25 protein-coding genes and 1 pseudogene are annotated in these 24,831 nt (G+C 60.3%); 21 read left to right on the forward strand and 5 right to left on the reverse strand.

Going from position 1 to position 24,831, the window contains the following annotated elements:
- Positions 1 to 193 precede the first annotated feature (193 nt).
- The gene (locus tag QRN20_RS21795) at positions 194 to 691 is read right to left on the reverse strand and encodes a nucleoside 2-deoxyribosyltransferase (protein ID WP_122423725.1); all 498 of its coding nucleotides are present in this window, start codon (positions 689 to 691) and stop codon (positions 194 to 196) included.
- A gap of 169 nt (positions 692 to 860) precedes the next feature.
- Between QRN20_RS21795 and QRN20_RS21800 the strand changes: the two genes are divergently transcribed.
- Positions 861 to 2,561 (forward strand): VRR-NUC domain-containing protein, encoded by a 1,701-nt coding sequence (locus QRN20_RS21800; protein ID WP_163000386.1) that lies wholly within the window; start codon positions 861 to 863, stop codon positions 2,559 to 2,561.
- Positions 2,562 to 2,649: 88 nt separating this feature from the next.
- On the opposite strand, the gene QRN20_RS21805 is transcribed toward QRN20_RS21800, so the two are convergent.
- Together QRN20_RS21805 and QRN20_RS21810 are read right to left on the reverse strand one after the other, a co-directional pair.
- On the reverse strand, positions 2,650 to 2,955 hold the full coding sequence (locus QRN20_RS21805) for a hypothetical protein (RefSeq protein WP_025992972.1): 306 nt from the start codon (positions 2,953 to 2,955) through the stop codon (positions 2,650 to 2,652).
- A gap of 122 nt (positions 2,956 to 3,077) precedes the next feature.
- Complete coding sequence (locus tag QRN20_RS21810; RefSeq protein WP_004883970.1) at positions 3,078 to 3,374, reverse strand: hypothetical protein; 297 nt, start codon at positions 3,372 to 3,374, stop codon at positions 3,078 to 3,080.
- A 526-nt stretch (positions 3,375 to 3,900) separates the two neighbouring features.
- On the opposite strand from QRN20_RS21810, the gene pstS reads away from it, so the two are divergent.
- The 4 genes from pstS (at position 3,901) to pstB (ending at position 7,658) form a co-directional block, all read left to right on the forward strand.
- Positions 3,901 to 4,920 (forward strand): phosphate ABC transporter substrate-binding protein PstS, encoded by a 1,020-nt coding sequence (gene pstS, locus QRN20_RS21815; protein WP_025992971.1) that lies wholly within the window; start codon positions 3,901 to 3,903, stop codon positions 4,918 to 4,920.
- An 82-nt stretch (positions 4,921 to 5,002) separates the two neighbouring features.
- Entirely contained in the window at positions 5,003 to 5,998 is a 996-nt protein-coding gene (pstC, locus tag QRN20_RS21820) for a phosphate ABC transporter permease subunit PstC (protein WP_029244210.1), read from the forward strand.
- The gene (pstA, locus tag QRN20_RS21825; protein WP_004883967.1) at positions 5,995 to 6,879 is read left to right on the forward strand and encodes a phosphate ABC transporter permease PstA; all 885 of its coding nucleotides are present in this window, start codon (positions 5,995 to 5,997) and stop codon (positions 6,877 to 6,879) included. The genes pstC and pstA overlap by 4 nt, the downstream gene beginning before the upstream one ends.
- Complete coding sequence (gene pstB / locus QRN20_RS21830; RefSeq protein ID WP_004883964.1) at positions 6,879 to 7,658, forward strand: phosphate ABC transporter ATP-binding protein PstB; 780 nt, start codon at positions 6,879 to 6,881, stop codon at positions 7,656 to 7,658. The genes pstA and pstB overlap by 1 nt, the downstream gene beginning before the upstream one ends.
- Here pstB and QRN20_RS21835 read toward each other — a convergent pair whose 3' ends face one another.
- A complete protein-coding gene (locus tag QRN20_RS21835; protein WP_029244209.1) occupies positions 7,659 to 8,588 on the reverse strand; it encodes a LysR family transcriptional regulator in 930 nt (309 codons plus the stop codon).
- Positions 8,589 to 8,831: 243 nt separating this feature from the next.
- Here QRN20_RS21835 and QRN20_RS21840 point away from each other — a divergent pair, with 243 nt between their 5' ends.
- Positions 8,832 to 9,830 carry an alpha/beta fold hydrolase gene (locus QRN20_RS21840; protein ID WP_029244208.1) on the forward strand — a complete coding sequence of 333 codons (999 nt, stop codon included), beginning with the start codon at positions 8,832 to 8,834 and terminating at the stop codon, positions 9,828 to 9,830.
- A gap of 264 nt (positions 9,831 to 10,094) precedes the next feature.
- Here the strand turns inward: QRN20_RS21840 and QRN20_RS21845 are convergent, their stop codons facing one another.
- Positions 10,095 to 10,922, reverse strand: a complete 828-nt coding sequence (locus QRN20_RS21845; protein ID WP_025993125.1) for an HDOD domain-containing protein — start codon at positions 10,920 to 10,922, stop codon at positions 10,095 to 10,097.
- Between the two features lie 273 nt (positions 10,923 to 11,195).
- Between QRN20_RS21845 and QRN20_RS26960 the strand changes: the two are divergent.
- From QRN20_RS26960 to phnP, 15 genes and pseudogenes are all read left to right on the forward strand, one after another.
- Positions 11,196 to 12,230, forward strand: a pseudogene (locus QRN20_RS26960) (HAMP domain-containing protein); the annotation flags it as partial.
- Between the two features lie 90 nt (positions 12,231 to 12,320).
- Positions 12,321 to 13,085: a methyl-accepting chemotaxis protein gene (locus QRN20_RS26965; RefSeq protein ID WP_502942227.1), complete on the forward strand. Its 765-nt coding sequence runs from the start codon at positions 12,321 to 12,323 to the stop codon at positions 13,083 to 13,085.
- A 932-nt stretch (positions 13,086 to 14,017) separates the two neighbouring features.
- The gene (gene phnC / locus QRN20_RS21855; protein ID WP_029242104.1) at positions 14,018 to 14,851 is read left to right on the forward strand and encodes a phosphonate ABC transporter ATP-binding protein; all 834 of its coding nucleotides are present in this window, start codon (positions 14,018 to 14,020) and stop codon (positions 14,849 to 14,851) included.
- A 65-nt stretch (positions 14,852 to 14,916) separates the two neighbouring features.
- On the forward strand, positions 14,917 to 15,924 hold the full coding sequence (gene phnD / locus QRN20_RS21860; RefSeq protein ID WP_004888370.1) for a phosphonate ABC transporter substrate-binding protein: 1,008 nt from the start codon (positions 14,917 to 14,919) through the stop codon (positions 15,922 to 15,924).
- 61 nt (positions 15,925 to 15,985) lie between these two features.
- The gene (gene phnE / locus QRN20_RS21865) at positions 15,986 to 16,774 is read left to right on the forward strand and encodes a phosphonate ABC transporter, permease protein PhnE (protein WP_285361172.1); all 789 of its coding nucleotides are present in this window, start codon (positions 15,986 to 15,988) and stop codon (positions 16,772 to 16,774) included.
- A 37-nt stretch (positions 16,775 to 16,811) separates the two neighbouring features.
- Positions 16,812 to 17,516, forward strand: coding sequence for a phosphonate metabolism transcriptional regulator PhnF (gene phnF, locus QRN20_RS21870; RefSeq protein WP_122467397.1), 705 nt, complete (start codon positions 16,812 to 16,814; stop codon positions 17,514 to 17,516).
- Positions 17,517 to 17,530: 14 nt separating this feature from the next.
- Positions 17,531 to 18,016 (forward strand): phosphonate C-P lyase system protein PhnG, encoded by a 486-nt coding sequence (phnG, locus tag QRN20_RS21875; protein ID WP_029242101.1) that lies wholly within the window; start codon positions 17,531 to 17,533, stop codon positions 18,014 to 18,016.
- The gene (gene phnH / locus QRN20_RS21880; RefSeq protein WP_058431731.1) at positions 18,016 to 18,612 is read left to right on the forward strand and encodes a phosphonate C-P lyase system protein PhnH; all 597 of its coding nucleotides are present in this window, start codon (positions 18,016 to 18,018) and stop codon (positions 18,610 to 18,612) included. Before phnG ends, phnH begins: the two co-directional genes overlap by 1 nt.
- On the forward strand, positions 18,612 to 19,691 hold the full coding sequence (locus QRN20_RS21885) for a carbon-phosphorus lyase complex subunit (RefSeq protein WP_004888380.1): 1,080 nt from the start codon (positions 18,612 to 18,614) through the stop codon (positions 19,689 to 19,691). Before phnH ends, QRN20_RS21885 begins: the two co-directional genes overlap by 1 nt.
- On the forward strand, positions 19,688 to 20,560 hold the full coding sequence (locus QRN20_RS21890; RefSeq protein ID WP_025995407.1) for an alpha-D-ribose 1-methylphosphonate 5-phosphate C-P-lyase PhnJ: 873 nt from the start codon (positions 19,688 to 19,690) through the stop codon (positions 20,558 to 20,560). Before QRN20_RS21885 ends, QRN20_RS21890 begins: the two co-directional genes overlap by 4 nt.
- A gap of 8 nt (positions 20,561 to 20,568) precedes the next feature.
- Positions 20,569 to 21,378 carry a phosphonate C-P lyase system protein PhnK gene (gene phnK / locus QRN20_RS21895; protein WP_057410955.1) on the forward strand — a complete coding sequence of 270 codons (810 nt, stop codon included), beginning with the start codon at positions 20,569 to 20,571 and terminating at the stop codon, positions 21,376 to 21,378.
- Positions 21,379 to 21,400: 22 nt separating this feature from the next.
- Positions 21,401 to 22,117, forward strand: a complete 717-nt coding sequence (gene phnL / locus QRN20_RS21900) for a phosphonate C-P lyase system protein PhnL (protein WP_029242098.1) — start codon at positions 21,401 to 21,403, stop codon at positions 22,115 to 22,117.
- Entirely contained in the window at positions 22,111 to 23,256 is a 1,146-nt protein-coding gene (locus QRN20_RS21905) for an alpha-D-ribose 1-methylphosphonate 5-triphosphate diphosphatase (protein WP_029242097.1), read from the forward strand. Before phnL ends, QRN20_RS21905 begins: the two co-directional genes overlap by 7 nt.
- Positions 23,256 to 23,822, forward strand: coding sequence for a phosphonate metabolism protein/1,5-bisphosphokinase (PRPP-forming) PhnN (phnN, locus tag QRN20_RS21910; protein ID WP_004888387.1), 567 nt, complete (start codon positions 23,256 to 23,258; stop codon positions 23,820 to 23,822). The genes QRN20_RS21905 and phnN overlap by 1 nt, the downstream gene beginning before the upstream one ends.
- Entirely contained in the window at positions 23,813 to 24,562 is a 750-nt protein-coding gene (gene phnP / locus QRN20_RS21915) for a phosphonate metabolism protein PhnP (protein ID WP_122605924.1), read from the forward strand. Before phnN ends, phnP begins: the two co-directional genes overlap by 10 nt.
- The last annotated feature ends 269 nt before the right edge of the window (positions 24,563 to 24,831 follow it).

Genomic DNA, 24,831 nt, shown 5'->3' on the forward strand with positions numbered 1-24,831 from the left:
GTGACGCGGAGCGTCACGGGAGGCATGCCCACGCGGAGCGATGGGCACGATCAGTATCAGCAACGCCATGATCGTTCCCACTGCGTGGTAACGCCGCCCAGGGCGCTCCGCGTCCGCTCTCGAACGTGGCGCAGAACTTCGTGAGATGCATGCCAACGCGAAGCGATGGGCACGATCAGGCCTCGCGTTCTGTTCACCGCTTGCTCAAATACAACGCCAGCGCTTCAGCCCCCAACTCCACCGTAGAGCTGGTCCCGGCCCAACTGCAGGCGAGCATGAGGTTGCGGGGCAGGGCGAAGTCTTCCACTGAAAAGCCGTTGTCGTCGAACCCGTGATCATCATGCGGCACCAGATCCCGCAGCGAATCCACAGGCTCGAAATACGCCCACACCGGTTTGTCGAGCGCCACCGCCATTCCCACTTCGAACGCCGTACCTGAATCCGGCTCCAGACCTCGAAACACATTCAGGTTGGCGAGCACGGCAGTACAGCGCTGAATCATCGCCACATTCATCGTATAGATCTGCTGCGCGGTTTCATGAGGTGACAAGCCGGGAGGCACTTCGTTGTCGAACGGAAACAATCCTTCCAGACCATGTGCGGTACACAGCGCCTTCAGGTAACGCCCGTGCTCGATGGCGTCTGGACGAAAAACGTCGAAACCTGCGAGGTAAACCAGAGGTGCCTGCATTGTCGTCGCTCCGCTAGTGGACAAATCGCGTGATTCTACGGCGGGTCGCACGCAGGATGAAGAGCGCCATTGATCGGCCTGCGGGTAGAGAGTGGCTTTTTGGGCTGTTATCTGTACGGATAGCCAGTATCCTTGCCCGGTCTGTTCATCGAACCTGTGACCGTTGGCCTTGAATACCTCACCTCTCGATAATCCGTTTTATTACCTGGAAAACTTTCGCCAGGTGCTGGACTGGATCGCGCAGCGTTACGACGACCTGCTCGACGAGTCGGAGCGCCAGTTCATCGAGGCGTTTGCCGGGCTGCCGGTGGCGACGCAGGGTTTGCTGGTGAGAATGGTCATGCGCAAGGGCGCCCTGTTCCGGGCGAGCAAGCTGAGCTACGACGAAATAGGTGACCCTGTCGAAAACGTGGGCCCGCTGCTGGAACTGGGCTGGGTGGACGACCGGCCTGCGCTGGGTCTGGATGAGCTGTTCCAGTTGCTGCGCAAGGACGAGTTGAGCCAGTGCTTCAAGGCGCACGGTGTGAAGGGTTCCGAACGCAAGGAGCTGTGGTTCGAACGACTGCAACCGATCTACACGGAGCCGCAACCTCTTGATCAGTGGCATGGTTCATTGCAGGACATGGTTTTTTCGCTAAAGGTCATGCCACTGTGCGACCGTCTGCGGCTGCTGTACTTCGGCAATCTTTATCAGGAGTGGTCGGAGTTCGTACTCGCCGATCTGGGTATCTATCGCTACGAGAAGGTCGAGTTTTCTGTCGATTCCCGGGCAATCACGGCGCGGGAAGACATCGATGTGTGCCTGCAACTGCATGCCTGCCGCGAAGCGCTGGAAACCAGTCTTGTCCTGCATGATCTGGCTGAGCAGGCCATTGCCATTCACTGTCGCAGTCCCTGGCTGCAGATGCGCCGCGCCAAGCTGCTGTTTCGCATCGGTCAACAGGCCGAGCGGTTGCAGGATTGGCCGCTGGCGCTGTCGGTCTATCGGCAGTCCAGTTATCCCGGCGCCCGCTCGCGACAGATTCGGGTGCTGGAGCGTCACGAACAATACGCCGAGGCCATGGAGCTGCTGCAACAGGCCCGACTGGCTCCGGAGAACGATGCCGAGGTACAGCATCTGGCGCGTGTGTTGCCGCGCCTGCAGCGCAAGCTCGGCCTGACAGCGGAACGTCGTCGGGCGGCAAGGGTGGTCGAGCGCATGGATGTGCAGGTCACGCCGCTGCCTGGCTGCAGCGTCGAATACCTGATCCGCGAGCACTTGCAGCAAGAGGGCGGCGAGGTGCATTACGTCGAGAATGCGCTGATCAATTCCCTGTTTGGACTGCTGTGCTGGTCGGCGATTTTCTCACCCTTGCCGGGTGCGTTCTTCCATCCATTCCACAGTGCTCCGAGCGATCTTTACAGCCCGGATTTCTATCAGCGCCGTGCGCACCTGTTCGATGCCTGTCTGGCCCAGCTCGAATCCGATGCATATCGCGCCACCATTCTTGAGAACTTCGTCGGCAAACACGGCCTGCAATCGCCGTTCGTATTTTGGGGCGCGCTGACGCCAGCCTTGCTGGATCAGGCGCTGGATTGTCTGCCTGCCGAGCATTTGCGCCATTGGTTTCGTCGTTTGCTGCAGGACATCAAAGCCAATCGCACGGGAATGCCGGACCTGATCCAGTTTTTTCCCGAGCAGCGCGGCTACCGGATGATCGAAGTGAAAGGGCCTGGGGATCGCTTGCAGGACAACCAGCTGCGCTGGCTGGACTTCTGTGCGGAGCACGGAATGCCGGTGCATGTCTGCTATGTGAAGTGGACGATGGACTGCGAGGTTGCGACAGAAGAAGGGACGGGCGTTTCGCAGGCGGATTGCATTCAGGTCTGACGGAAGGGAAGGGCGAGGCGGTCCTTGAATGCGCTAAAGCAGGCCGCCGCGCTATGCTGCATTTACAGTTTCGCGATCCAGATCAGCCTCACGGCGCGCTGTCGTCGTCATCGTCCTGATCGTCACCATCGGTGTCCATACCGGCCTTGCCAGCATCATTTTTTTTGTCCATGCCGCTGTTGTTGCCTGGCTGAGGGTCCATGCCCTTGGTTCCCGGGCTGGTGCCCTGAGTACCCGGAGTTGTGCCGTCAGTATTCTTTTCCATCCCGGTGCCCGGTACTTTCGGGCCGCTGCTGTCCGGATTGGTCGGCCCTGTCGAGCCCGCCATGGCCACTGCACTGACGCTGCCCATGATTGCGGCAAGTGTCCATGCGCCAACTGTCTTAAGTTTCATGTTCGAAAACCTCCTGTCAGTGTCCTTCGTGTTGTTGCTAAAGGCATTGAGTGATGATCGACGGTGCAAGTGCCGAACGGCCGACCAGTGGCAGGAGTGACCCGCCACTGTCGTCACACAGATCAGTTGACCTTTGGCTTCTCGGTCACACCGCTCTTGTCGTGGGTGCCGTGGGTGTTCTTGTCGTGCGTCATGGTGCCTGAGCCGTTGTTCATCGACTTGTTGGTCTGCTCACCTTGCTGCGTGCCCTTGGTATTGGACGAATTGCGATCGGCCGGTGCTGAATTGGTGCCCGGCAGCTTGGTCGCGTTGTCGTTAACAGGACTTGCAGGCGTTGGCGACGTTTCAGCAAAAGCTGCGCCCGATGCAACGGCCATCAGGCCAGCGAGAGTCAGGGCAGCGAATTTGGTCTTGATCATGAGGCTTACTCCGTTTTTTAAGATTTTTAACATACCCACGTTGGTCATTGGCCACTTGCCATAGGTGCCAGCGATTCCGACGAACGGTAGCACAATGATTGCGCTTGCTATTAATACCACCCCTTTAAATTCGTTTTTGAATAGCCCTCAAAGAGCGGGGAAGGAGCAGTAATCAGGGGGTGGATTACGCAGTTTTTCAGGCGATCTGGTTATAAGCATTTGCTGCCCGGAAAACCTGAGGGTCTAAAAGGGCACATTTTTTTACACTTTTATAACGGTGATGGCTTTGAGCTATGTAGAGGTGGCTGGCACATGGCTAGCCGTTGAAACAGGCCCTTTGAGCCCCGAAAACATTGGGTCCGATGAATGCTCGGGAAAAAACGCGTGTAGGAAATTGGCCATAAAAAGCGCCTTCATCCGACGTAGTTCGACGGATTGTCATTAAACAGAAACATTTGAGCGTTTAAATCCGCCTCGGGCCTCTTCAAGTGGGCCACCACACAATCTCCTGGACTGAGGTATTACCGTGATTCTGCTGACTAAAAAACGCTTGTCGCTTCTGATCGCTTCGCTGTGCCTGAGCGGTGTAGCCCACGCGACTGATGTTACCGGCGCTGGTTCGAGTTTCGTCTTCCCGGTCATTTCCAAATGGTCCCAGGACTACAGCAAAACTGCCGACAACCGCATCAACTACCAGTCCATCGGTTCGGGTGGCGGTATTGCCCAGATCAAGGCTGCTACCGTTGACTTCGGCGCTTCCGACGCCCCTATGTCCGCTGAAGACCTGCAGGCTGCCGGCCTGGGTCAGTTCCCAAGCGTCATCGGCGGTATCGTGCCGATCATCAACGTTGAAGGCATCGAAAGCGGCAAGCTGAAACTTGACGGCGAAACCCTGGCCAAGATCTTCATGGGCACGGTCAAGAAGTGGAACGACCCAGCCATCGTTGCGCTGAACCCGGGCGTGACACTGCCTGACACCGCAATCACTGTCGTTCACCGTTCGGACGGCTCGGGCACCACTTACAACTTCACCAACTACCTGAGCAAAGCCAGCTCCGAGTGGAATGAGAAGCTGAAGTTCGGTTCGACCGTGCAGTGGCCAGCAGGCGTGGGCGGCAAGGGGAACGAAGGTGTGTCGGCTTACGTGAAGCAGATCAAAGGTTCGATCGGCTACGTTGAATACTCCTACGCTGTAACCAACAAGCTGTCCTACACCCAGCTGAAAAACGCTGCCGGCAAGTTCATCGCGCCGACCGCCAAGTCGTTCGCTGCTGCTGCCGACACCGCTGACTGGGCGAACGCCAAGGACTTCGGTCTGATCATGACCAACGCTCCGGGCGAAGAGGCATGGCCGATCACTGCCACCACCTGGATCATCATGTACAAGAAAGCCAAGAACGCAGAGAAGAGCGCAGCGGCTTTCGACTTCTTCAAGTGGTCTCTCGAAAACGGTCAGAAGCAGGCTGCAGAGCTGGATTACGTCGCCTTGCCGAAATCGCTGGTCGATCGCGTAGAAAACTACTGGAAAGCTGAATTCACCAAGTAAGTGATTCAAGCTTGTACGACCCCTGTCATCGACCGCGATATCGGTCCGATGACGGGGGCTTTTCCTTGCGAGTGGACTCAACATGACTGAAAACACCCAATACCTGTCCGCTGCCGTCAAAGCTGTCGAGACCGAAGGCGAGAAGCGCGCCAAGCGGGATCATCGCCACGACCTGTGGTTCAAGCGTTCATTGCAGGCCGCAGCGATGCTGGTGCTTGCTTTGCTGGGTTGTATTGCCCTGTCGACCCTCTGGGGTGGCAGTCTGGCATTCCAGACGTTCGGGTTTGGCTTTCTGACCAGTACCGAATGGGACGTGAACGCCGGCAAGTTCGGCGCGCTGGTTCCGATCTACGGCACCCTGGTGACCTCTTTTCTGGCTTTGCTGATCGCCGTCCCGGTGAGTTTCGGCATTGCGATTTTCCTGACCGAAGTAGCGCCGCCGTGGCTTCGGATGCCCATTGCCTCGGCCATCGAGCTGTTGGCGGGCATTCCGTCGATCATCTACGGCATGTGGGGGTTGTTCGTGTTCGGGCCGTTCATGGCTGAACACATGTCACCCTGGATCACCGAAAACCTGGGCGCGCTGCCGCTGATCGGCCCGATGTTCCAGGGCCCGCCTCTGGGTATCGGCATGCTGACGGCCGGTATCGTGCTGGCAATCATGATCACCCCGTTCATCACCTCGGTGATGCAGGAAGTCTTCCGCACCGTACCTGTCGCGCTCAAAGAGTCGGCCTATGCGCTGGGCGGTACGACCTGGGAAGTGGTCTGGGACATCGTGCTGCCTTACACCCGTTCGGCAGTGGTCGGCGGTGTGTTCCTCGGCCTGGGGCGAGCGCTCGGTGAAACCATGGCGGTGACCTTCGTACTGGGCAACGCTCACCAGTTCTCGGCGTCGCTGATGATGCCAAGCAGTTCCATCGCTTCGGTCATCGCCAACGAATTCAACGAGGCATACACCGACATTCACCGTTCCGCGCTGATCGCTCTGGGCTTCCTGTTGTTTGTGGTCACCTTCATCGTGCTGGCCCTTGCACGTCTGATGTTGTCGCGTCTGTCGCGTAAGGAGGGGTTATGAGTAAGGACCTGGCAGGCAGCGAGCGCATTTACCGTGTTCGCAATATCAAGAACAAGATCGCCATGGTGCTCAGCTGTGGTGCCACGGCGTTCGGTCTGTTGTGGCTGGTCTGGATTCTGCTGACCACCATCATCAAGGGCATCGACGCCCTGAACCTGCAACTGTTTACTGGCATGACGCCTCCGCCAGGCACTGAAGGCGGTCTGGCCAACGCCTTCTACGGCAGCGTGCTGATGTCCGGCATCGGCCTGCTCATCGGCACGCCGATCGGCCTGATGGCCGGTATCTGGCTGGCCGAGTTCGCGCGCTACACCAAGCTGGGCAACGCAGTGCGCTTCATCAACGACATCCTGCTGTCGGCACCGTCCATTGTGCTGGGCCTGTTCGTGTACACCGTCGTCGTTCTGCCGCTCAACGCAGTGACGGGCCATCAGGTCGGCTTCTCGGCGATTGCCGGTGCACTGGCGCTCGCGCTGCTGGTGATTCCGGTGGTGGTGCGTACCACCGACGAAATGATGCAACTGCAACCCTCGACCATGCGCGAAGCCGCGCTGGCGCTGGGTGTACCTCAATGGAAACTGACCCTGCAGATCGTTCTGCGCGCCGCCAAGGCAGGTGTCGTGACCGGCGTATTGCTGGCACTGGCACGTATCACTGGCGAAACCGCGCCGCTGCTGTTCACCGCATTCGGCAACCAGTTCTGGAGCAGCGATCTGCTCAAGCCAATCGCCAGTGTTCCGGTGGTGGTGTTCCAGTACGCAATGAGCCCGTTCGACGACTGGCACTCCCTGGCATGGGCCGGTGCATTGGTCATGACGCTGTTCGTACTGATACTGAGTCTGCTTTCTCGCTTAATTCTTCTGCGCAATAGGGCGTCCTGATGAACAACCTTTCCCTGGCCAACGAAAAGACCAAGATTCAAGTGCGCGGTCTGGAGTTTTTCTACAACAACCAGAAGTCGCTGAAGTCCATCGACATGACCATTCCCGAGAAGCGCATCACTGCGATCATCGGCCCGTCGGGTTGCGGTAAATCGACCCTGCTGCGTGTGTTCAACCGTATTTACGCGATGTACCCGAAACAGGAAGCGCGCGGCGAAGTGCTGCTCAATGGCGAAAACATCCTGGCGCCGGGCTACTCGATGAACCGCCTGCGCAGCCATGTGGGCATGGTGTTCCAGAAGCCAGTGCCGTTTCCGATGTCGATCTACGACAACATCGCCTACGCCATCAAGCACCATGAAAAACTGTCGCGTCGTGAAATGGAAGATCGCGTCGAGCAGGCGCTGCGTGGTGCCGCGCTCTGGGATGAAGTGAAGGACAAGCTCAAGCAGAGCGCTACCGGTCTGTCCGGTGGTCAGCAACAGCGCCTGTGCATCGCACGTACCATCGCGCTGCGCCCTCAGGTGCTGCTGCTGGATGAACCGACGTCTGCGCTCGACCCGATCTCCACCGGTCGTATCGAGCAGTTGATCACCGAGCTGAAAGAGCAGTTCACCGTGATCATCGTGACCCACAACATGCAGCAGGCCGCCCGTTGTTCGGACTACACCGCGTTCATGTTCATGGGTGAACTGATCGAGCACGGCGACACCGACACCATCTTCACCAAGCCTTCCAAGACCCAGACCGAAGACTACATCACCGGTCGTTTCGGCTGATCAGCCGGCCAGGGCGGGCGCTTCCCGGCGCTCGCCCATGAATGCCTCGATCCTGCTGCGCAACCAGCGTTCGGCAGGGTCGTTGTCCATCACACTCAGCCATGTCATTGACAGGTCCAGCCCCGGCGTGGGGAAGGGCAGCGGCTCGTCGTATACCAACCCCAATGCACTCATGGCACTCGCCGCGTAATCGGACAGCCCCGAAATCAGATCGGTGCCAGCCATCAACGCGGGCAGGGTGGTGAACTGCGGCACCGACAACACCACCTGGCGCTTGCGGCCCAGCGCGGTCAGCCACTCATCAGCGAAACTGCTGACGCTGGCGACGTGCGACACCACCACATGCGGCCGCGAACAGTACTCATCCATCGACATCGGGCCTGACGGCTTGTCGGCCCTCACCAGACGTGGCTGAACGTTGCGTAGCGTCTTGCGTTTGGCGTTGGCGGGGAGCTCGCGGGTCAGGCACACGCCGACCGTGATGTCGCCCGACATCAGGACTTCGGAGATATTCAGGTAGTCGACGTGCTTGACCACGATCACCACGCCCGGCGCTTCCTCGCGGATCGCCTTGAGCATGGCGGGGAACAGGCCGAATTCGACATCGTCGGACAGGCCGATGCGAAAGGTCATCTTGCTCACCGAAGGATCGAAGTCAGTGGTCAGGCTCAGCGCTGTTGACATGGCATCCAGCGCAGGCGTCAGATGTTTGAGGATTTCATGGGCACGGGCGGTCGGCTCCATGCGATGGCCGACGCGGATGAACAGCGGGTCGTTGAGCAGGCCGCGCAGACGGTTGAGCGCCGCGCTGATGGTCGGCTGGCCGAGGAACAGTTTTTCCGCCGCGCGAGTCACATTGCGCTCCTGCATCAGGGTCTCGAAGACCACCATCAGGTTGATATCGGCCTTGCGCAGTTCATTGCGATTCATGTGGGTTCCTTGGCATCAGACATGTTCATCCGGATGGCGCCTGCAAGAGCATGCGCCAGTCTAGGGAAGCGCCGCAGTGGGCGTCCAGCCTTTTGCCTTGCAGCGCAGAAACGTCTTCTTACGTTTCTGTAGGTAGGAAAAGGGCGAATCTGTTGTGGGATCTGGGGTCTACTTGCGGGTCCGGAACGCGTTGTGCCAAGCGCTTCCGGCATTCCCGACCCACACCTTAAGGAGGTGCCCCCTATGCGGGCTGCAAAGATTGCCGGTCTGTTGATGTCGATGGCGTTGCCTTGTGCGGCGCTGGCTGAAACGCCCAGTTATGGTCAGCAACTGGAAGGCTTCACCTATCCCCACCCACTCAAGAAGTTCGACTTCCAGTCTCAGGGCCAAGCGCTGGAGATGGGTTATATGGATGTCGCGCCCACCGGCAAGGCCAACGGCCGCACTGCTGTCCTGATGCACGGCAAGAATTTCTGTGCCGCCACTTGGGAAGACACTATCAAGGGTTTGACCAGCGCAGGTTTTCGGGTGATCGCTCCCGATCAGATCGGTTTCTGCACCTCGACCAAGCCTGGCTATTACCAGTACAGCTTTCAGCAACTGTCGATGAACACCCACGCGCTGCTGGAAAAGCTCGGCATCGACAAGGTGTCGGTCGTGGGTCACTCGACCGGCGGCATGCTGGCCACGCGTTACGCGCTGATGTACCCGAAGCAGGCCGAGAAACTGGTCATGGTCAACCCGATTGGTCTGGAAGACTGGAAAGCACTTGGTGTGCCTTACCGCACCGTGGATCAATGGTATGAGCGGGAACTGAAAACCACCGCCGAAGGCATTCGTGCCTACGAGCAGAAGACCTATTACGACGGGCGCTGGAAGCCTGAGTACGACAAGTGGGTCGACATGCTGGCAGGGCTGAACAAAGGACCCGGTCAGAAAGCCGTTGCCTGGAACTCGGCGCTGATCTACGACATGATTTTCACTCAGCCGGTGTTCTACGAGTTCCCGAAACTGCAGGTGCCGACCGTGTTGATGATCGGTGACGCTGACACCACCGCCATCGGCAGCGACATCGCGCCGCCGGACGTGAAGGCCAAAATCGGTAAGTACAAGGTGTTGGGCAAGCAGGTCACCGAGATGATTCCGGGTGCCAAGCTGGTGGAGTTCAAAGGCATGGGCCATGCCCCGCAGATGGAAGAACCTGCCGCGTTCAACAAGGCGCTGGTCGAGGTGCTTCAGTAGCCATTTGTTGAGCGGTGATCGTGCCGACGCTCCGCGCTCATCGGTATACACAAGTCCTCCTGGAGGAATACGATGATGATCGTTCCCACGCTCTGCGTGGGAATGCCTCCCAGGACGCTCTGCGTCCGCTCTCGAATGTGGCGCAGATGTGTGCCCAAGCTCCAGCGTTTTCCAAGTCATGCGCTCGGCTCACTGAATCCTCAGTCTGTGCCATTTATGACGCTCTGCGTCACATTCGAGAGCGGACGCAACGATCAGCAGCGATCAGCTCAACAACTGTGCAAACGCCTTGTCGGCCTCCAGTACTGCGGGCAGTCCGGCGAACAGGGCGTCCAGGTCGATGCCTTCCATGATTGGTCCGTCGGAAGCCTTCTGTGCTTCAGGCGTTGCGCCGCCGTGGGCTTCCAGTGCGTCGGAAATCACGATGGCTTGGGCGACGATGCGTGGCAAGGGCGCGTCATTGGGGGCTTGCATCGGTTTGGCCTGATACGCGATTGCCTCCTGAATCACCTTGGGCAGTTGCCAGCGTCGGGCCAGCTCGGTGCCCACTTCCGGGTAGCCAAAGCCCAACTGCACGGTTTCATTGGCCGCACGTCCGGCCGTTCCGGCCTTGGTCGCGCTGTTCAGACGTTCGGCCACTTCTGGCGCGCCGGTCTGGATTAACAGCTCGCCGATGTTGTGCATCACGCCACAGGTGAAGGCGATTTCCGCATCCGTACCGCTTTGTTTGGCCAGCATCCGGCAGATTCCGGCCACCTGGAAGCTTTTCAGCCAGAACGCCTTGAGGTCAAAACTCGGCCCGGCCTTGAACGCGCCGGTCACTGCCGAAGCCATCACCAATGTGCGCAGGGTGTTGAAGCCCAGACGCATGGCGGCGTCTTCAATACTCGACGATTCGCGTGAGCCGCGGAAGCGCGCCGAGTTGGCCAGACGCAGGACCTTGGCGGCAATCACCGGGTCTTTCTCGATATTGCGGGCGATGCTTTCCAGGTTGGAGGAGGGGTTGTCGAACTGCAGCATCAGGTCCTGAGCCACCTTGGGAATGCTCGGCAGACTGTGCAAATCGTCAAACAGCTTTTCAATACTCATCATGGCGGGACCATCCTCTGGACGACGGGATGATTTGACCATAGCCAGTTTTTTCCGCTCTGCACGTTTTGCCGTCATTTGTGGGAAGGGTTTCTCACCCGGCTCGAAAATAAAAATAAAAGACTCTTCAAGCCTGGCCGATATACCACCAAGGGGCTGTTTGACTGTTCCGATTCGTGTCCCAGAAGCCCCTTCGAAAAAACGGCACCGTTTCCGAAGTTGACTGGCGTTTTTTGAATCGTCCTTATTGTTTATGCCGTGGAAGTACTCGCTATGATGAAAAGCCTGGGTTTCAGCAAGAAAATCCTCTTGGCCGCCGCTTTGATTGTGATTGTCGCGTTCAGTGTGTTCATTGTCGTCAATGACTATCGACAACGTCAGTCACTGAAATCCAGTGTTCAGTCCGAGCTGCAACAACTCGGCACCTTGACCACGCAGAACATTCAGACCTGGCTGGAAAGCCGCATCCAGTTGCTGCAGTCCATGTCCCAGCAGATCGCTATTGACGGCAAGGGGTTGCCGCAGTTGCAGCGTGCCGTGGGGCTTTCGGTGTACAGCGATAACTTTCAACTGGGTTACTTCGGCACCACCGAAGGCGTGATGCTTTCCAACCCGTCCGCGACCCGTCCGGCTGACTACGACCCACGCGCGCGTGGCTGGTACAAGGCGGCGCAGAACGCGACAGGCACCATCGTTACCGAACCCTACATTGCCGCTTCGTCCGGCAAGCTGGTCATGACCATCGCGACCCCGGTCAAGATCCAGAACCAGTTGGCCGGTGTGGCCGGTGCCGACATCTCGCTGGACAGCGTCAGCAAGATCATCAACTCGTTGAACTTCAACGGCCATGGCTATGCGTTTCTGGTCAGCGCCGAAGGCAAGATTCTCGTACACCCGGACAGCAAGCTTGTGCTGAAAAACATCAGCGAAGCCTACCCGAACAACACGCCGAAGATCGCCACAGGCGTGACAGAGATCGATTCCGGCAACAAGCCGGAAATCATCTCGTTCACCCCGGTGCAGGGCGTTTCCACGGCCAACTGGTACGTGGCACTGGTGCTTGAACAGGACGCTGCCTATTCGATGCTCAGCGAATTCCGCGCTTCGGCCATTACGGCAATGGTCGTCGTAGTGGTCGTGATCATCCTGCTGCTGGGCCTGTTGATCCGTGTATTGATGCAGCCGCTGCACCAGATGGGCCGTGCGATGCGTGACATTGCTGACGGTGAGGGCGACCTGACCAAGCGACTGGCAATCACCTCGCAGGACGAGTTCGGCGCGCTGGCGCAATCGTTCAACCACTTCGTCGAGCGCATCCATGCGTCGATCCGTGAAGTTGCCTCGACCGCTGCTCAATTGGGTTCGGTCGCAACGCAGGTGGTAAAAGTATCCAACGCGTCGATGAGCAACTCCAATCAGCAGGCAAACCGCACCGAGAGCGTGGCGGCCGCGATCAACGAGCTGGGTGCCGCCGCTCAGGAAATCGCGCAGAACGCTGCGCGCACGTCGCAGCAATCCAGTGACGCGAGTGAGCTGGCCGGTGACGGTCAGGCCGTCGTGCAGCAGACCATCAAGGCGATGAACGAGCTGTCCGGCAAGATCAGCGAGTCGTGCGTGAACATCGAAAGTCTGAACGACAAGACTGCCAACATCGGGCAGATTCTCGAGGTGATCACCAGCATTTCCCAGCAGACCAACCTGCTGGCGCTCAACGCCGCCATCGAAGCGGCACGTGCCGGTGAAGCCGGTCGTGGTTTCGCGGTGGTCGCCGACGAGGTGCGCAACCTGGCTCACCGGACTCAGGACTCGGCTCAGCAGGTCCAGAAAATGATCGAGGAACTGCAGGTCGGTGCCCGTGAAGCGGTTACCAACATGACCGAGAGCCAGCGTCAGAGTGAAGACAGCGTGGGCATCGCCAACCGTGCCGGCGAGCGTCTGGGCAGCGTGACCCGCCGCATCGACGAGATCAATGGCATGAACCAGTCGGTTGCGGCTGCGACCGAAGAGCAGACCTCGGTGGTGGAGTCGATCAATGTCGACATCACCCACATCAACACGCTCAACCAGCTCGGTGTCGACAACCTGCGTCAGACCCTGGAAGCCTGCAACTCGCTGGAAGAACAGGCTGCACGCTTGCAACAACTGGTGGGCAGTTTCCGTATCTGATCGCTCAACGACCTGCGCTTATCGCCTCAACACTGATCGTGCCCACGCGATGGGCACGATCATTAACCTTATACCGATCGTTCCCACGCTCATCGTTATACACAAGTCATCTGGCTATCCAGTGAGACAGCGGCACTGCCGTGCTTTTTTGCGCGATAGTGCGGACACCGCCGATTGCGACGTGGGTGAAGGCTGAGTCCTGGCGCTGATTCGGGGGGCAATCGGCATGGATGCCGATTGAGCTGCACTGGGCCATGGATGGCCCATTTGCAGCGACCCCCGAATCAGTGTCAGGACGAAGGAACCCCGGCGAAGCCGGGGCCGGAACCGGAGCGAAGGAGTTTGCTCACTTTGCTCCGTCAAAGTGAGTCGCCGAGGGGCGAAAAGGTGACCTGAGCCGGGCGCTCGGCTCACTGAGTCCACAGTCTGTGCCATTTGTGACGCGGAGCGTCACGGGAGGCATGCCCACGCGGAGCGATGGGTACGATCAGTGTTGGGGCGGACTTGTGTATAACGATGAGCGCGGGGCATAGAAACGATCGGGTACAGATGCCAGCCCTCACACTGATCGTTCCTCACGCTCCGCGTGGGCATGCCTCCCAGGACGCTCCGCGTCCGCTCTTGAATGTGGCGCAGATGCGCGCCCACGCTCCAGCGCTATCCACGTCATGCGCTCGGCTCACTGAATCCGCAATCTGTGCCATGTGTGACGCAGAGCGTCACGGGCGGCATGCCCACGCGGAGCGATGGGCACGATCAGTGTCGGGACGCTCCGCGTCCCGACATCGGTATTGACGCACCTGCAACGCAACCTGCGCAAAACTGTTACGGGTTCGTCATCCTCGCTTCACGTCTCTGCAACACGTCCGGTTCAGTCTGGCTGACAACCGAATACGGCCTGCACCGGGTCGTAGGGCAGACAGAGACAGACCATGAACCCAGCTATCCATGTCGAAGGGCTGAACAAGAGCTTTTCCCGTAAAAGCGCTCTGGTTGGCCTTGAGTTGTCTATACAACATGGCGAGATGGTCGCGCTGATCGGTGCGTCCGGCTCGGGCAAGTCCACTTTGCTGCGGCATCTGGCCGGGCTGGCGTGCTGTGACCGGGAAAACGGTGGTCAGGTCAAGGTGCTGGATCGCGAGGTGCAGGCCTCGGGTCGTCTCAATCGTCATGTACGCCGTCTGCGTGCCGACATCGGTTACATCTTTCAGCAGTTCAATCTGGTCAATCGCCTCAGCGTGCTCGACAACGTGTTGCTCGGCTGCCTCGGCCGCATGCCGCGTTGGCGTGGCAACCTCGCGCTGTTCAACACCGAAGAAAAGCAGCGCGCCATGGCGTCACTGGAGCGTGTCGGTCTGGCGGACCTTGCCGCGCAGCGCGCCTCGACCCTGTCCGGCGGGCAGCAGCAGCGCGTGGCCATCGCCCGTGCGCTGACCCAACGCGCCGAAGTCATTCTGGCTGACGAGCCCATCGCTTCGCTCGACCCCGAATCCGCTCGCCGGGTCATGGAAATCCTCGCCGACATTAACCGCCGCGACGGCAAGACCGTTGTCGTGACCCTGCATCAGGTCGACTACGCGATGCGCTATTGCCCGCGGGCCGTGGCGCTTAAAGGCGGACGTATCCATTACGACGGCCAGGCGCAAGGCCTCAGTGCGTCCTTCCTCGACGATCTCTACGGCGCCGAACAGGGCAGCAGCCTGATCGGCACCGGGAAAAAGCTTCGTCTCGAAAAGCCTGCGCGTCTGGCGCTGGCCAAAGTCTGAACACTTTTGCGTCAGTCCTCTGACATCAACCGCTGTTGCACGAACCTCACCTCAGGAGTGCTTTCATGTTCAACCGTATCGGTCGCGTCCTCGCGTCTGCCGCATTGCTGGCCACTTGCGCAATGGGCACTGCCCAGGCGGAAGAGAAGGTCATCAATTTCGGCATCATGTCCACGGAGTCGTCGCAGAACCTCAAAACCATCTGGCAGCCTTTTCTGGATGACATGAGCAAGAAAACCGGGCTCAAGGTCAACGCGACCTTCGCCTCGGACTACGCGGGCCTGATTCAGGGCATGCGTTTCAACAAGGTAGACGTGGCCTGGCTGGGCAACAAGGCCGCCATGGAAGCGGTGGACCGTTCCAATGGCGAGATCTTCGCTCAGACCTCCGCAGCCAATGGTGCGGCCGGTTACTGGAGCCTGCTGATCGTGCGCAAGGACAGCCCGATCAATTCTGTTGAAGACATGCTCAAGAACGCCAAGACCCTGACCTTCGGCAATGGCGACCCGAACTCTACCTCCGGTTATCTGGTGCCGGGCTATTACGTATTCGCCAAGAACCATGTCGATGCGTCCACCGCATTCAAGCGCACGCTGAATTCCAGCCACGAAGTCAACGCGCTCAGCGTTGCCAAAGGCCAACTGGACGTGGCGACGTTCAACACCGAGAGCTGGGACCGCCTGGCTGTCACTCAGCCGGACAAGGTCGAGCAGCTGAAAGTGATCTGGAAATCGCCGCTGATCCCGGCCGATCCAATGGTCTGGAGCAAGGCGCTGTCGGACGAGAACAAGGCGAAAATCCGCGAGTTCTTTGCCAGCTACGGTGATACCGATGAAGAAAAAACCGTCCTCAAGAACATGCAACTGGGCAAATTCCTGAAGTCCAGTGACGACCAGTTGCTGCCGATTCGCCAGCTGGAACTGTTCAAGCAACGCACTGAAGTCGCGGCCAGCACCACGCTCGACGCCAAGGAAAAGGAAACCCGGCTGAAGGAAATCGACGCCGGCCTGAGCAAGCTGCAGGAGCGCATTACCGAACTGAACCAGAAAACGGCATCCAGCACTGCTGGCTGAACGAGCGGGGCGCGGACCTCCCGTTCGCGCCCCGGCAAATGCCATCAGGACATCGATTGCTATGAACACTCACGTTGCATACACCCAGGTGGCGGGCAAACGCACCTGGCCTCGCTACCTGGGCTGGGGGCTGTTTCTGGTCGCACTGGCCTGGGCCTGGCAAGGCGCTGAAATGAACCCGCTGTCGCTGGTTCGTGACTCGGGGAACATGGCGACTTTCGCTTCCGACTTCTTCCCGCCGGATTTCCGCGAATGGCGCAGTTACCTCACGGAAATGGTGGTCACGATTCAGATCGCCTTATGGGGCACGGTGCTGGCCATCGTCTGTTCCATCCCGCTCGGCATTCTGTGTTCCGAAAACATCACGCCGTGGTGGATTCACCTGCCGTTGCGCCGCTGCATGGACGCCTTTCGCTCCATCAATGAAATGGTGTTCGCGATGCTGTTCGTGGTCGCCGTGGGCCTGGGGCCATTCGCGGGCGTGCTGGCGTTGTGGATCAGCACCACGGGGGTGCTCGCCAAACTGTTCGCCGAGGCCGTGGAAGCCATTGATCCAGGCCCGGTCGAAGGGGTGCGGGCCACCGGCGCCAGCGCATTGCAGGAAGTCATCTACGGGGTGATCCCGCAGGTCATGCCGCTGTGGATCTCCTACGCTCTATACCGTTTCGAGTCCAACGTGCGCTCGGCAACGGTGGTCGGCATGGTCGGTGCAGGCTGTATCGGGGTAATTCTCTGGGAAAACATCCGTGCCTTTGCATTCGTCCAGACCAGCGCCGTGTTGCTGGTGATCATCGTCGTCGTCAGCGTGATCGACATCGCGTCGCAACGCTTGCGCAAGCAATTTATCTGACCGGAGAGGGGTGTCCCGATGGGCACTTTTTTTGACCATGCAGTTGTCTAGACAAACAGAGCCGTTGTACCGCGAACTGGCCGATACGCTGCGCGCCGAGCTGGGTACTTACCGTCCCGGCGACTATTTGCCTGCCGAGTTTCAACTGGCCGAACGTTTCAGCGTCAATCGCCACACGGTTCGCCGCGCTGTCGATGAACTGGTGCGCGAAGGCAGCGTGTTGCGTCGGCAGGGCAAGGGCACTCAGGTGCTGGAACGTCCGTTGATCTACCCGATGCAGGCCGACAGTGCCTACAGCCAGTCACTGTCGGCACAGGGCATCGGGGTCGAGGCGATCCTGTTGCTGCGCCGCGACTGTCAGGCCAATGCCGAGGACGCCATGCATCTGGGCCTGAACGAGCTGGCTCCGATCATCGAACTGCGCACGCTGCGCAAACTCGACGGGCAACCCGTGAGCCTCATTCTGCATCGGTTCAGCGCCGGCTACCGCGAGTTGCTGGCTGATTATGCAGGCGGCTCGCTGCGCCAATACCTGGCCGAGCGCGAACTGCCGTTGACCCGCAAACAGAGCCTGATCGGCGCCCGACTGCCGACCCGCGAAGAGGCGGCGCATTTGTTGATGCCGCGCCATATGCCCGCGCTGACGGTGTTGACCGTCTCCTGCAACCGGTCCGGTCAGCCGGTGGAACTGTCCCGTTCCACCAGCCGCAGCGACCGCTTCCACTATCAAGTGACCACCTGATGCCGAGGTTATCCATGCAATCGTCTCAGCAATCCCCTCAAGCCAATCCTGAAACCGCCGCCCGCCAGCACTGGATGGGCGTCCTCGCCCGGGCGCATGTCGATGAGCACTGTCGCGAGCACATGAAGCGCCATGAAGCCGCCTTGCGCGACACCGATTACCAGATGATCCGTGCGCCGGAAATCGGCATGACGCTAGTGCGCGGGCGCATGGGCGGCACCGGTTCGGCGTTCAATCTGGGTGAAATGAGCGTGACCCGTTGTGTGGTCCGTCTGGCGGACGGACGCACCGGCTACAGCTATCTGGCCGGACGCGACAAACACCACGCCGAACTCGCCGCGCTGGCCGACGCCCATTTGCAGGGCGCTCAGCAGGCATCGTGGCTGGCTGAACTGATCGAACCCCTTGCCCAGGCACAGGCCCGGCGCAAGGCCGCCAAAGACGCAGAAACCGCCGCGACCAAAGTGGAATTCTTTACCCTGGTCCGAGGAGAAGACTGATGAACGCCGTCCTTTTGCAACCTGCCTTCACCGACCCGGTACTCGACGCCCAACGCAGCTTTCGCGCCGCTCTCAAGGCGCTGGCCGGCCCCGGCATCGCCCAGACCCTGAACGCCGCCCATCAACCGCCCGCGTTGTCGGGACTCGACAGCGCCACCCACGCGCTGTGTCTGGCGTTGCTGGACCTGGACACGCCGGTCTGGCTGGCTCCGGCTTTCGACACGCCAGCCATTCGTGCCAATCTCTCATTTCACTGCGGCTGCCCGATCGTCAGCGAGCGGCAGAACGCCCGCTTCGCGCTGCTCGATGCCTCGGTGGCACAGGACCTGGCCGGATTCGACCTGGGTAACGACCGCTATCCGGATCAGTCCTGCACGCTGCTTATCCAGTTGCCAGACCTTGACGGCGGAACCCCGCTGGACTGGAGCGGCCCCGGCATCGAGCACCGCAATCGCGTGGCCTTGCCGCTGGAAAAGGAGTTCTGGACCGAACGGTCGGCGCGCAACGACTTCCCGCGCGGGCTCGATGTGTTCTTTCTGTCGGGCAGCCGGATGCTCGGCTTGCCACGCAGCACCCGTGTGCAGGAGTGTGCCTAATGTATGTCGCCGTCAAAGGTGGCGAACAGGCCATCGATAACGCCCACCGCTTGCTGGCCAGCAGGCGTCGTGGTGATACCGCCGTCGCTGAACTCGATGTCGAGCAGATCCGTCAGCAACTGCCGCTGGCTGTCGCCCGGGTCATGACCGAAGGCTCGCTGTACGACGAGCAATTGGCCGCGCTGGCGATCAAGCAATCGGCGGGCGATCTGGTCGAAGCGATTTTCCTGCTGCGCGCCTACCGCACGACGCTCACGCGCTTTTGCGCCAGTTTGCCCATCAACACCTCGAACATGCAGCTCAATCGTCGTCTTTCCGCCACGTTCAAGGACGTGCCCGGCGGGCAACTGCTGGGGCCGACTTTCGACTACACCCACCGTCTGCTGGATTTCACGCTGCTGGCCGAAGGCGAGCATCCGGGTCCAAGCGTAACGCCTGATGCTGCCTTGCAGCCGTGCCCTCGGGTACTGGGTCTGTTGGCGAAAGAAGGCCTGATGAAGCCTGAAGTCGACAACGATGAGCCGATTGCCGACATCACCCGCGAGCCGCTGGAGTATCCGTCCAGTCGCGCCGAACGCCTGCAGGCTTTGGCCCGTGGCGATGAGGGGTTTCTGCTGGCGCTGGGGTATTCGACCCAGCGTGGCTATGGCCGCAACCACCCGTTTGCAGGCGAGATTCGCATCGGCGAAGTGGAGGTGTGGATCGAGCCGGAGGAACTGGGCTTTCCCATCCTCATCGGCGACATCGAAATCACCGAGTGCGAAATGATTAACCAGTTCGTCGGCTCGGCCACTGTGCCTGCGCAGTTCACGCGTGGTTATGGTCTGGCCTTCGGCAATGCCGAGCGCAAGGCGATGGGCATGGCGTTGGTGGATCGCTCGCTGCGTGCCGACGAGTACAACGAAGAAATCCGTTCGCCAGCCCAGCAGGAAGAGTTCGTGCTGGCCCACTGCGACAACGTCGAAGCCGCCGGTTTCGTTTCGCACTTGAAGCTGCCGCATTACGTGGACTTTCAGTCCGAACTGGAACTGATCCGCAAACTGCGCAAACCCACCGCGACCGGGGAGAACGAGCAATGAGCAGCCTCAAACCGCCCGTTGAGCGGGACACCGCCTACAACTTCGCTTATCTGGACGAGCAGACCAAACGCATGATCCGCCGCGGCTTGCTCAAGGCCGTCGCCATTCCCGGTTATCAGGTGCCATTCGGTGGCCGCGAGATGCCGTTGCCGTATGGCTGGGGCACCGGCGGCATGCAACTGACCGCCGCGATTCTGGGCGCCGAAGACGTGCTCAAGGTCATCGACCAGGGCGCGGACGACACCACCAACGCGGTCTCGATCCGGCGCTTCTTCGCCCGCACGGCAGGCGTAGCCACCACCGAACGCACGCCCGAAGCGACGGTGATCCAGACCCGTCACCGCATCCCGGAAACCCCGCTGCACGCTGACCAGATCATGGTGTATCAGGTGCCGATTCCCGAGCCGCTGCGCTTCATCGAGCCGTCCGAAACCGAGACCCGGACCATGCATGCGCTGGACGATTACGGGGTGATGCACGTCAAGCTCTACGAAGACATCGCCACCTTCGGCCACATCGCGACCAGCTATGCCTATCCGGTGATGGTCGATGAGCGCTATGTGATGGATCCGTCGCCGATTCCCAAATTCGACAACCCCAAGCTGGACATGAGCCCGGCGCTGATGTTGTTCGGCGCAGGGCGCGAGAAGCGTCTGTACGCGGTGCCTCCCTTTACCCGCGTGGTGAGTCTGGATTTCGAAGATCACCCGTTCGAAGTCCAGCGCTGGGAGCAATGCTGCGCAATCTGCGGCAGCCATGATTCCTTTCTCGACGAACTGATTCTCGACGACGCGGGCACCCAGAGCTTTGTCTGCTCCGATACCGATTATTGCGCCCAGCGGGCCAGCCAGCAGGAGAACGCCCGATGATCAGTGCCATGTCGGTCAATCCGACCAACGCGCCACGGCCTGAACTGGACGAAGCGCTGCTCAGGGTCCGCGGTCTGACCCGGTTGTACGGGCCGGAGAAGGGCTGTCAGAACGTCAGTTTCGACCTGTATCCCGGTGAGGTATTGGGCATCGTCGGCGAGTCCGGCTCGGGCAAGTCCACGTTGTTGTCAGTGCTCAGCGGCCGCTCCGCGCCGGAGAGTGGCCGTATCGACTATCGCGGCCAGGACGGCAGCTGGCTCGATCTATACAGCGCCAGCGAGGCGCAACGGCGTACCTTGCTGCGCACCGAATGGGGCTTCGTCGAGCAGAATCCGCGTGACGGCCTGCGCATGGGCGTGTCGGCGGGGGCCAACATCGGCGAGCGTTTGATGGCCCAGGGCGTACGCAATTATCAGCAGTTGCGCGGTGCGGCGCTGGACTGGCTCGGTCAGGTGGAAATCGATCCGCTGCGTATCGATGATCTGCCGCGCACCTTTTCCGGCGGCATGCAGCAACGCTTGCAGATCGCCCGCAATCTGGTTTCCGGCCCGCGGCTGGTGTTCATGGACGAGCCGACCGGCGGCCTGGATGTCTCGGTGCAGGCGCGTCTGCTGGACCTGTTGCGCGGTCTGGTGCGCGAGCTGGACCTGGCGGTGGTGATCGTCACCCACGACCTGGCCGTGGCCCGGTTGCTGGCGGACCGGCTGATGGTGATGCGTCGCTCGCACGTGGTCGAGGCGGGGCTCACCGATCAGATCCTCGATGACCCGCAGCATCCGTATTCACAGCTGCTGGTTTCCTCGGTACTGCAGCCATGATCCGCACAGAGAGATGAGCCTGATGACTACCTTGATCGAGGTCCGTGACCTCTCGAAAAACTTCACGCTGCATCAACACAACGGCGTGGTGCTCAATGTGCTGCGTGGCCTGAATTTCTCGGTGCGCAGCGGCGAGTGTCTGGTGTTGGGCGGGGCGTCCGGTACGGGCAAGAGCACTTTGTTGCGCACGCTGTACGGCAACTACCTGCCTGCTGCTGGCAGCATTCGCGTGCAGCACGACGGCGAGTGGACCGAGCTGGTCGGCGCCACGCCGCGCCAGGTGCTGGAAGTGCGGCGCAGGACGCTGGGCTATGTGAGTCAGTTTCTGCGCGTCATTCCTCGCGTGTCGAGTCTGGACGTGGTCATGGAACCGGCGCTGGCACGTGGCTGGCCGCGCGAACAGGCGAGGGCGCGAGCCGAGTTGCTGCTCACCCGTCTGAACATTGCGCCGCGTCTGTGGCCGCTGGCACCCAGTACGTTTTCCGGTGGCGAACAGCAACGCATCAACATCGCTCGCGCCTTCATGGTGCCCTGGCCAGTGCTGTTGCTGGACGAGCCGACGGCTTCGCTGGATGACGCCAATCGTCAGGTGGTGCTGGAACTGATCGACGAAGCCAAACGTGAGGGCGCCGCGCTGATTGGCATTTTCCATGACCGCGACGCTCGTGAATCGGTGGCCAGCCGTCAACTGGACATGACCCCGGTGGACCTGACCGCCAAGGAGTTGCTGCAATGCTGAACGAACAGATATTCACCAATGCCCGTGTAGTCACTGGTGATGCGGTGTTTTCCGGCACTGTGGTGGTGCGCGACGGCCTGATCGCCGAGGTCGATTCGGGCCGCAGCCCGTTGAGTCAGGCGCAGGACATGCAGGGTGATTATCTGCTGCCGGGGTTGATCGAACTGCACACCGACAACCTGGAAAAACACCTGTCGCCGCGTCCCGGTGTGGACTGGCCGTCAACCTCGGCAGTGATCAGCCACGATGCGCAGATAGTCGCCGCAGGCATCACCACGGTGTTCGACGCGCTGTCGATTGGCGACATCAACCCCAAGGGCAAGCGCATGCAGCAACTGCCCTCGATGCTCGCTGCCATAGCGGCGGCCAGCGATGCAGGCCTGACCCGCGCCGAGCACCTGCTGCACCTGCGCTGCGAAGTCAGTCACCCGGACACCCTGAGTGTGTTTCGCGACCTGGTGGATCAGCCGCTGGTGAAGCTGGTGTCGGTCATGGATCACGCCCCCGGCCAGCGTCAGTTCGCGCTGGAGTCCAAGTACCGCGAGTACTACATGGGCAAGTACCACATGAGCAGTCAGGAGATGGACGGCTTCATCGTCGAGCAAGTGGCCAACTCCATCGAATACGCTGATCGATATCGTCGCGCGATTGTCGAACTGTGCCTGGCGCGCGGGTTGTCCATCGCCAGTCATGATGACGCGACCATGGCCCATGTCGAGGAATCGGCGGGCTTCGGCATGAACATCGCCGAGTTTCCGACCACCCTGGAAGCGGCCCGTGGCTGTCGGCGTCTGGGCATGAGCGTGCTGATGGGTGCACCGAACATCGTGCGCGGCGGCTCGCACTCCGGTAACGTGGCGGCCGCGTCGCTGGCCAAAGAAGGACTACTGGATATTCTCTCCAGCGACTACTATCCGGCGAGTCTTCTGCAATCAGCGTTCATGCTGGCCGAACAAGACAACGACTGTGGGTTGCCTCAGGCGATGAACATGGTCAGCCGCACGCCGGCACTGGCGGCGGGGCTGGCTGATCGCGGTGAAATTCGTATTGGCCTGCGTGCCGACCTGATTCAGGCGCGCAGTCACGGCAATCTGCCGGTTATCGATAAAGTCTGGCGACAAGGCAAGAGGGTATTCTGATGGCAGGCAGGTTGATCTATCTCATCGGGCCGTCCGGTTCAGGCAAGGACAGCCTGATGGACGCGGCTCGCGACACCCTGGCGGAGCGTAACTGCCGGGTGGTGCGGCGGGTTATCACCCGTTCCGCCGAGGCCGTGGGCGAAGCGGCACAGGCCGTGGACGTCGAGCAGTTCGAACACATGCGAGAGCACGGCGCGTTCGCGTTGAACTGGCAGGCCAACGGCTTGCATTACGGCATCCCGATTGTCATCGACCAGTGGCTGCTGGAGGGCCATGACGTGCTGATCAACGGTTCACGGGCGCACCTTGAGCGCTCGCAACGCCGCTATCCCAATCTGCTGGCGGTGCTGCTGACTGTGGATCAGGACGTCTTGCGTCAGCGTCTGCTGGCGAGAGGCCGGGAAAGCCTGCCGGAAATCGAGGCGCGACTGGACCGCAATCAGCAGTTTGCCGGTGATCTGCTGGCCAGCCACCCTGGCGTCTATCCGCTGGACAACTCCGGCGAGCTGCAGCAGACGGTTGCTGCGCTGGTTCGCTATCTGGAGAAACACCCGGCGTGCGCCTGACGCTGCTCGGCACTGGCGACGCTCGGCAAGTGCCGGTGTATGGCTGTCAGTGTCCGGCCTGTCTGGCGGCACTGAGCGACAAAGCGTTGCGTCGTCTGCCTTGCAGTGCGCTGGTCGAGTTCTACGATCAGCGCTGGTTGATCGACAGCGGTCTGACCGACCTCACCGAGCGTTTTCCGCCACGCAGCCTGAGCGGCATTCTGCAGACCCACTACCACGCCGATCACGCTCAGGGTCTGCTGCACCTGCGCTGGGGGCAGGGTCTGGTGATTCCGGTGCACGGTCCGGTGGATCCGGAAGGCCTGGCGGACCTGTACAAACACCCGGGCATTCTGGATTTCAGCCAGCCGTTCGCAGCCTTCGAAACCCGCGTTCTGGGCGCGCTGCAGGTCACTGCGCTACCGCTGCAGCATTCCCGGCCGACATTGGGTTACCTGCTGGAGGGCGACGGGCGACGCATCGCCTACCTGACTGACACAGTCGGCCTGCCCGAGGCCACGTACGACTACCTGCAACGCCAGCCGCTGCACGCCCTGATCCTCGACTGCTCCATGCCCCCGCAACCCCAGACCCCGCGCAACCACAACGACCTGACGCTGGCGCTGGACATCATCGAACGCCTGAAACCGGGCAAAGCCATCCTGACCCATATCGGCCACACTCTTGACGCCTGGCTGATGGAACAACCGAGGCAACTACCGGACAACGTAATGATTGCTCGGGATGGGATGGTGGTTTGAGATACTTGTGATTCAGTCCGAAGACCACTCAATCTCGTTGCCAGCTTCTCTTACCAAACGATCTGTAAACCACTGAAGAAACGCAATTTCGTGGGAGGCGCCAACACGTCTTCGACGTAGCGCTGTCGCGCGGCAAACACCGGGCGTCGTGGGAGCGGACTTGTCCGCGAATGCAGTATTTCAGCCACTGCATATGCGTCGGATGTACCGGCCTTTTCGCGGACAAGTCCGCTCCTACAAAAATCGCGTTTCTTCAGTAAGTTACAGGT

It is taken from the genome of Pseudomonas sp. fls2-241-TYG-175 (assembly GCF_030209155.1).
GTDB lineage: Bacteria > Pseudomonadota > Gammaproteobacteria > Pseudomonadales > Pseudomonadaceae > Aquipseudomonas > Aquipseudomonas viridiflava.

What these genes read in the sequence shown, in the direction of transcription:
- QRN20_RS21795 (WP_122423725.1), bottom strand. Translation starts at nt 691, where the DNA reads ATGCAGGCACCTCTGGTTTACCTCGCAGGTTTCGACGTTTTTCGTCCA.
- QRN20_RS21805 (WP_025992972.1), bottom strand. Translation starts at nt 2,955, where the DNA reads ATGAAACTTAAGACAGTTGGCGCATGGACACTTGCCGCAATCATGGGC.
- QRN20_RS21810 (WP_004883970.1), bottom strand. Translation starts at nt 3,374, where the DNA reads ATGATCAAGACCAAATTCGCTGCCCTGACTCTCGCTGGCCTGATGGCC.
- pstC (WP_029244210.1), top strand. Translation starts at nt 5,003, where the DNA reads ATGACTGAAAACACCCAATACCTGTCCGCTGCCGTCAAAGCTGTCGAG.
- pstA (WP_004883967.1), top strand. Translation starts at nt 5,995, where the DNA reads ATGAGTAAGGACCTGGCAGGCAGCGAGCGCATTTACCGTGTTCGCAAT.
- pstB (WP_004883964.1), top strand. Translation starts at nt 6,879, where the DNA reads ATGAACAACCTTTCCCTGGCCAACGAAAAGACCAAGATTCAAGTGCGC.
- QRN20_RS21835 (WP_029244209.1), bottom strand. Translation starts at nt 8,588, where the DNA reads ATGAATCGCAATGAACTGCGCAAGGCCGATATCAACCTGATGGTGGTC.
- QRN20_RS21840 (WP_029244208.1), top strand. Translation starts at nt 8,832, where the DNA reads ATGCGGGCTGCAAAGATTGCCGGTCTGTTGATGTCGATGGCGTTGCCT.
- QRN20_RS21845 (WP_025993125.1), bottom strand. Translation starts at nt 10,922, where the DNA reads ATGATGAGTATTGAAAAGCTGTTTGACGATTTGCACAGTCTGCCGAGC.
- QRN20_RS26965 (WP_502942227.1), top strand. Translation starts at nt 12,321, where the DNA reads ATGAGCAACTCCAATCAGCAGGCAAACCGCACCGAGAGCGTGGCGGCC.
- phnC (WP_029242104.1), top strand. Translation starts at nt 14,018, where the DNA reads ATGAACCCAGCTATCCATGTCGAAGGGCTGAACAAGAGCTTTTCCCGT.
- phnD (WP_004888370.1), top strand. Translation starts at nt 14,917, where the DNA reads ATGTTCAACCGTATCGGTCGCGTCCTCGCGTCTGCCGCATTGCTGGCC.
- phnE (WP_285361172.1), top strand. Translation starts at nt 15,986, where the DNA reads ATGAACACTCACGTTGCATACACCCAGGTGGCGGGCAAACGCACCTGG.
- phnF (WP_122467397.1), top strand. Translation starts at nt 16,812, where the DNA reads ATGCAGTTGTCTAGACAAACAGAGCCGTTGTACCGCGAACTGGCCGAT.
- phnG (WP_029242101.1), top strand. Translation starts at nt 17,531, where the DNA reads ATGCAATCGTCTCAGCAATCCCCTCAAGCCAATCCTGAAACCGCCGCC.
- phnH (WP_058431731.1), top strand. Translation starts at nt 18,016, where the DNA reads ATGAACGCCGTCCTTTTGCAACCTGCCTTCACCGACCCGGTACTCGAC.
- QRN20_RS21885 (WP_004888380.1), top strand. Translation starts at nt 18,612, where the DNA reads ATGTATGTCGCCGTCAAAGGTGGCGAACAGGCCATCGATAACGCCCAC.
- QRN20_RS21890 (WP_025995407.1), top strand. Translation starts at nt 19,688, where the DNA reads ATGAGCAGCCTCAAACCGCCCGTTGAGCGGGACACCGCCTACAACTTC.
- phnK (WP_057410955.1), top strand. Translation starts at nt 20,569, where the DNA reads ATGTCGGTCAATCCGACCAACGCGCCACGGCCTGAACTGGACGAAGCG.
- phnL (WP_029242098.1), top strand. Translation starts at nt 21,401, where the DNA reads ATGACTACCTTGATCGAGGTCCGTGACCTCTCGAAAAACTTCACGCTG.
- QRN20_RS21905 (WP_029242097.1), top strand. Translation starts at nt 22,111, where the DNA reads ATGCTGAACGAACAGATATTCACCAATGCCCGTGTAGTCACTGGTGAT.
- phnN (WP_004888387.1), top strand. Translation starts at nt 23,256, where the DNA reads ATGGCAGGCAGGTTGATCTATCTCATCGGGCCGTCCGGTTCAGGCAAG.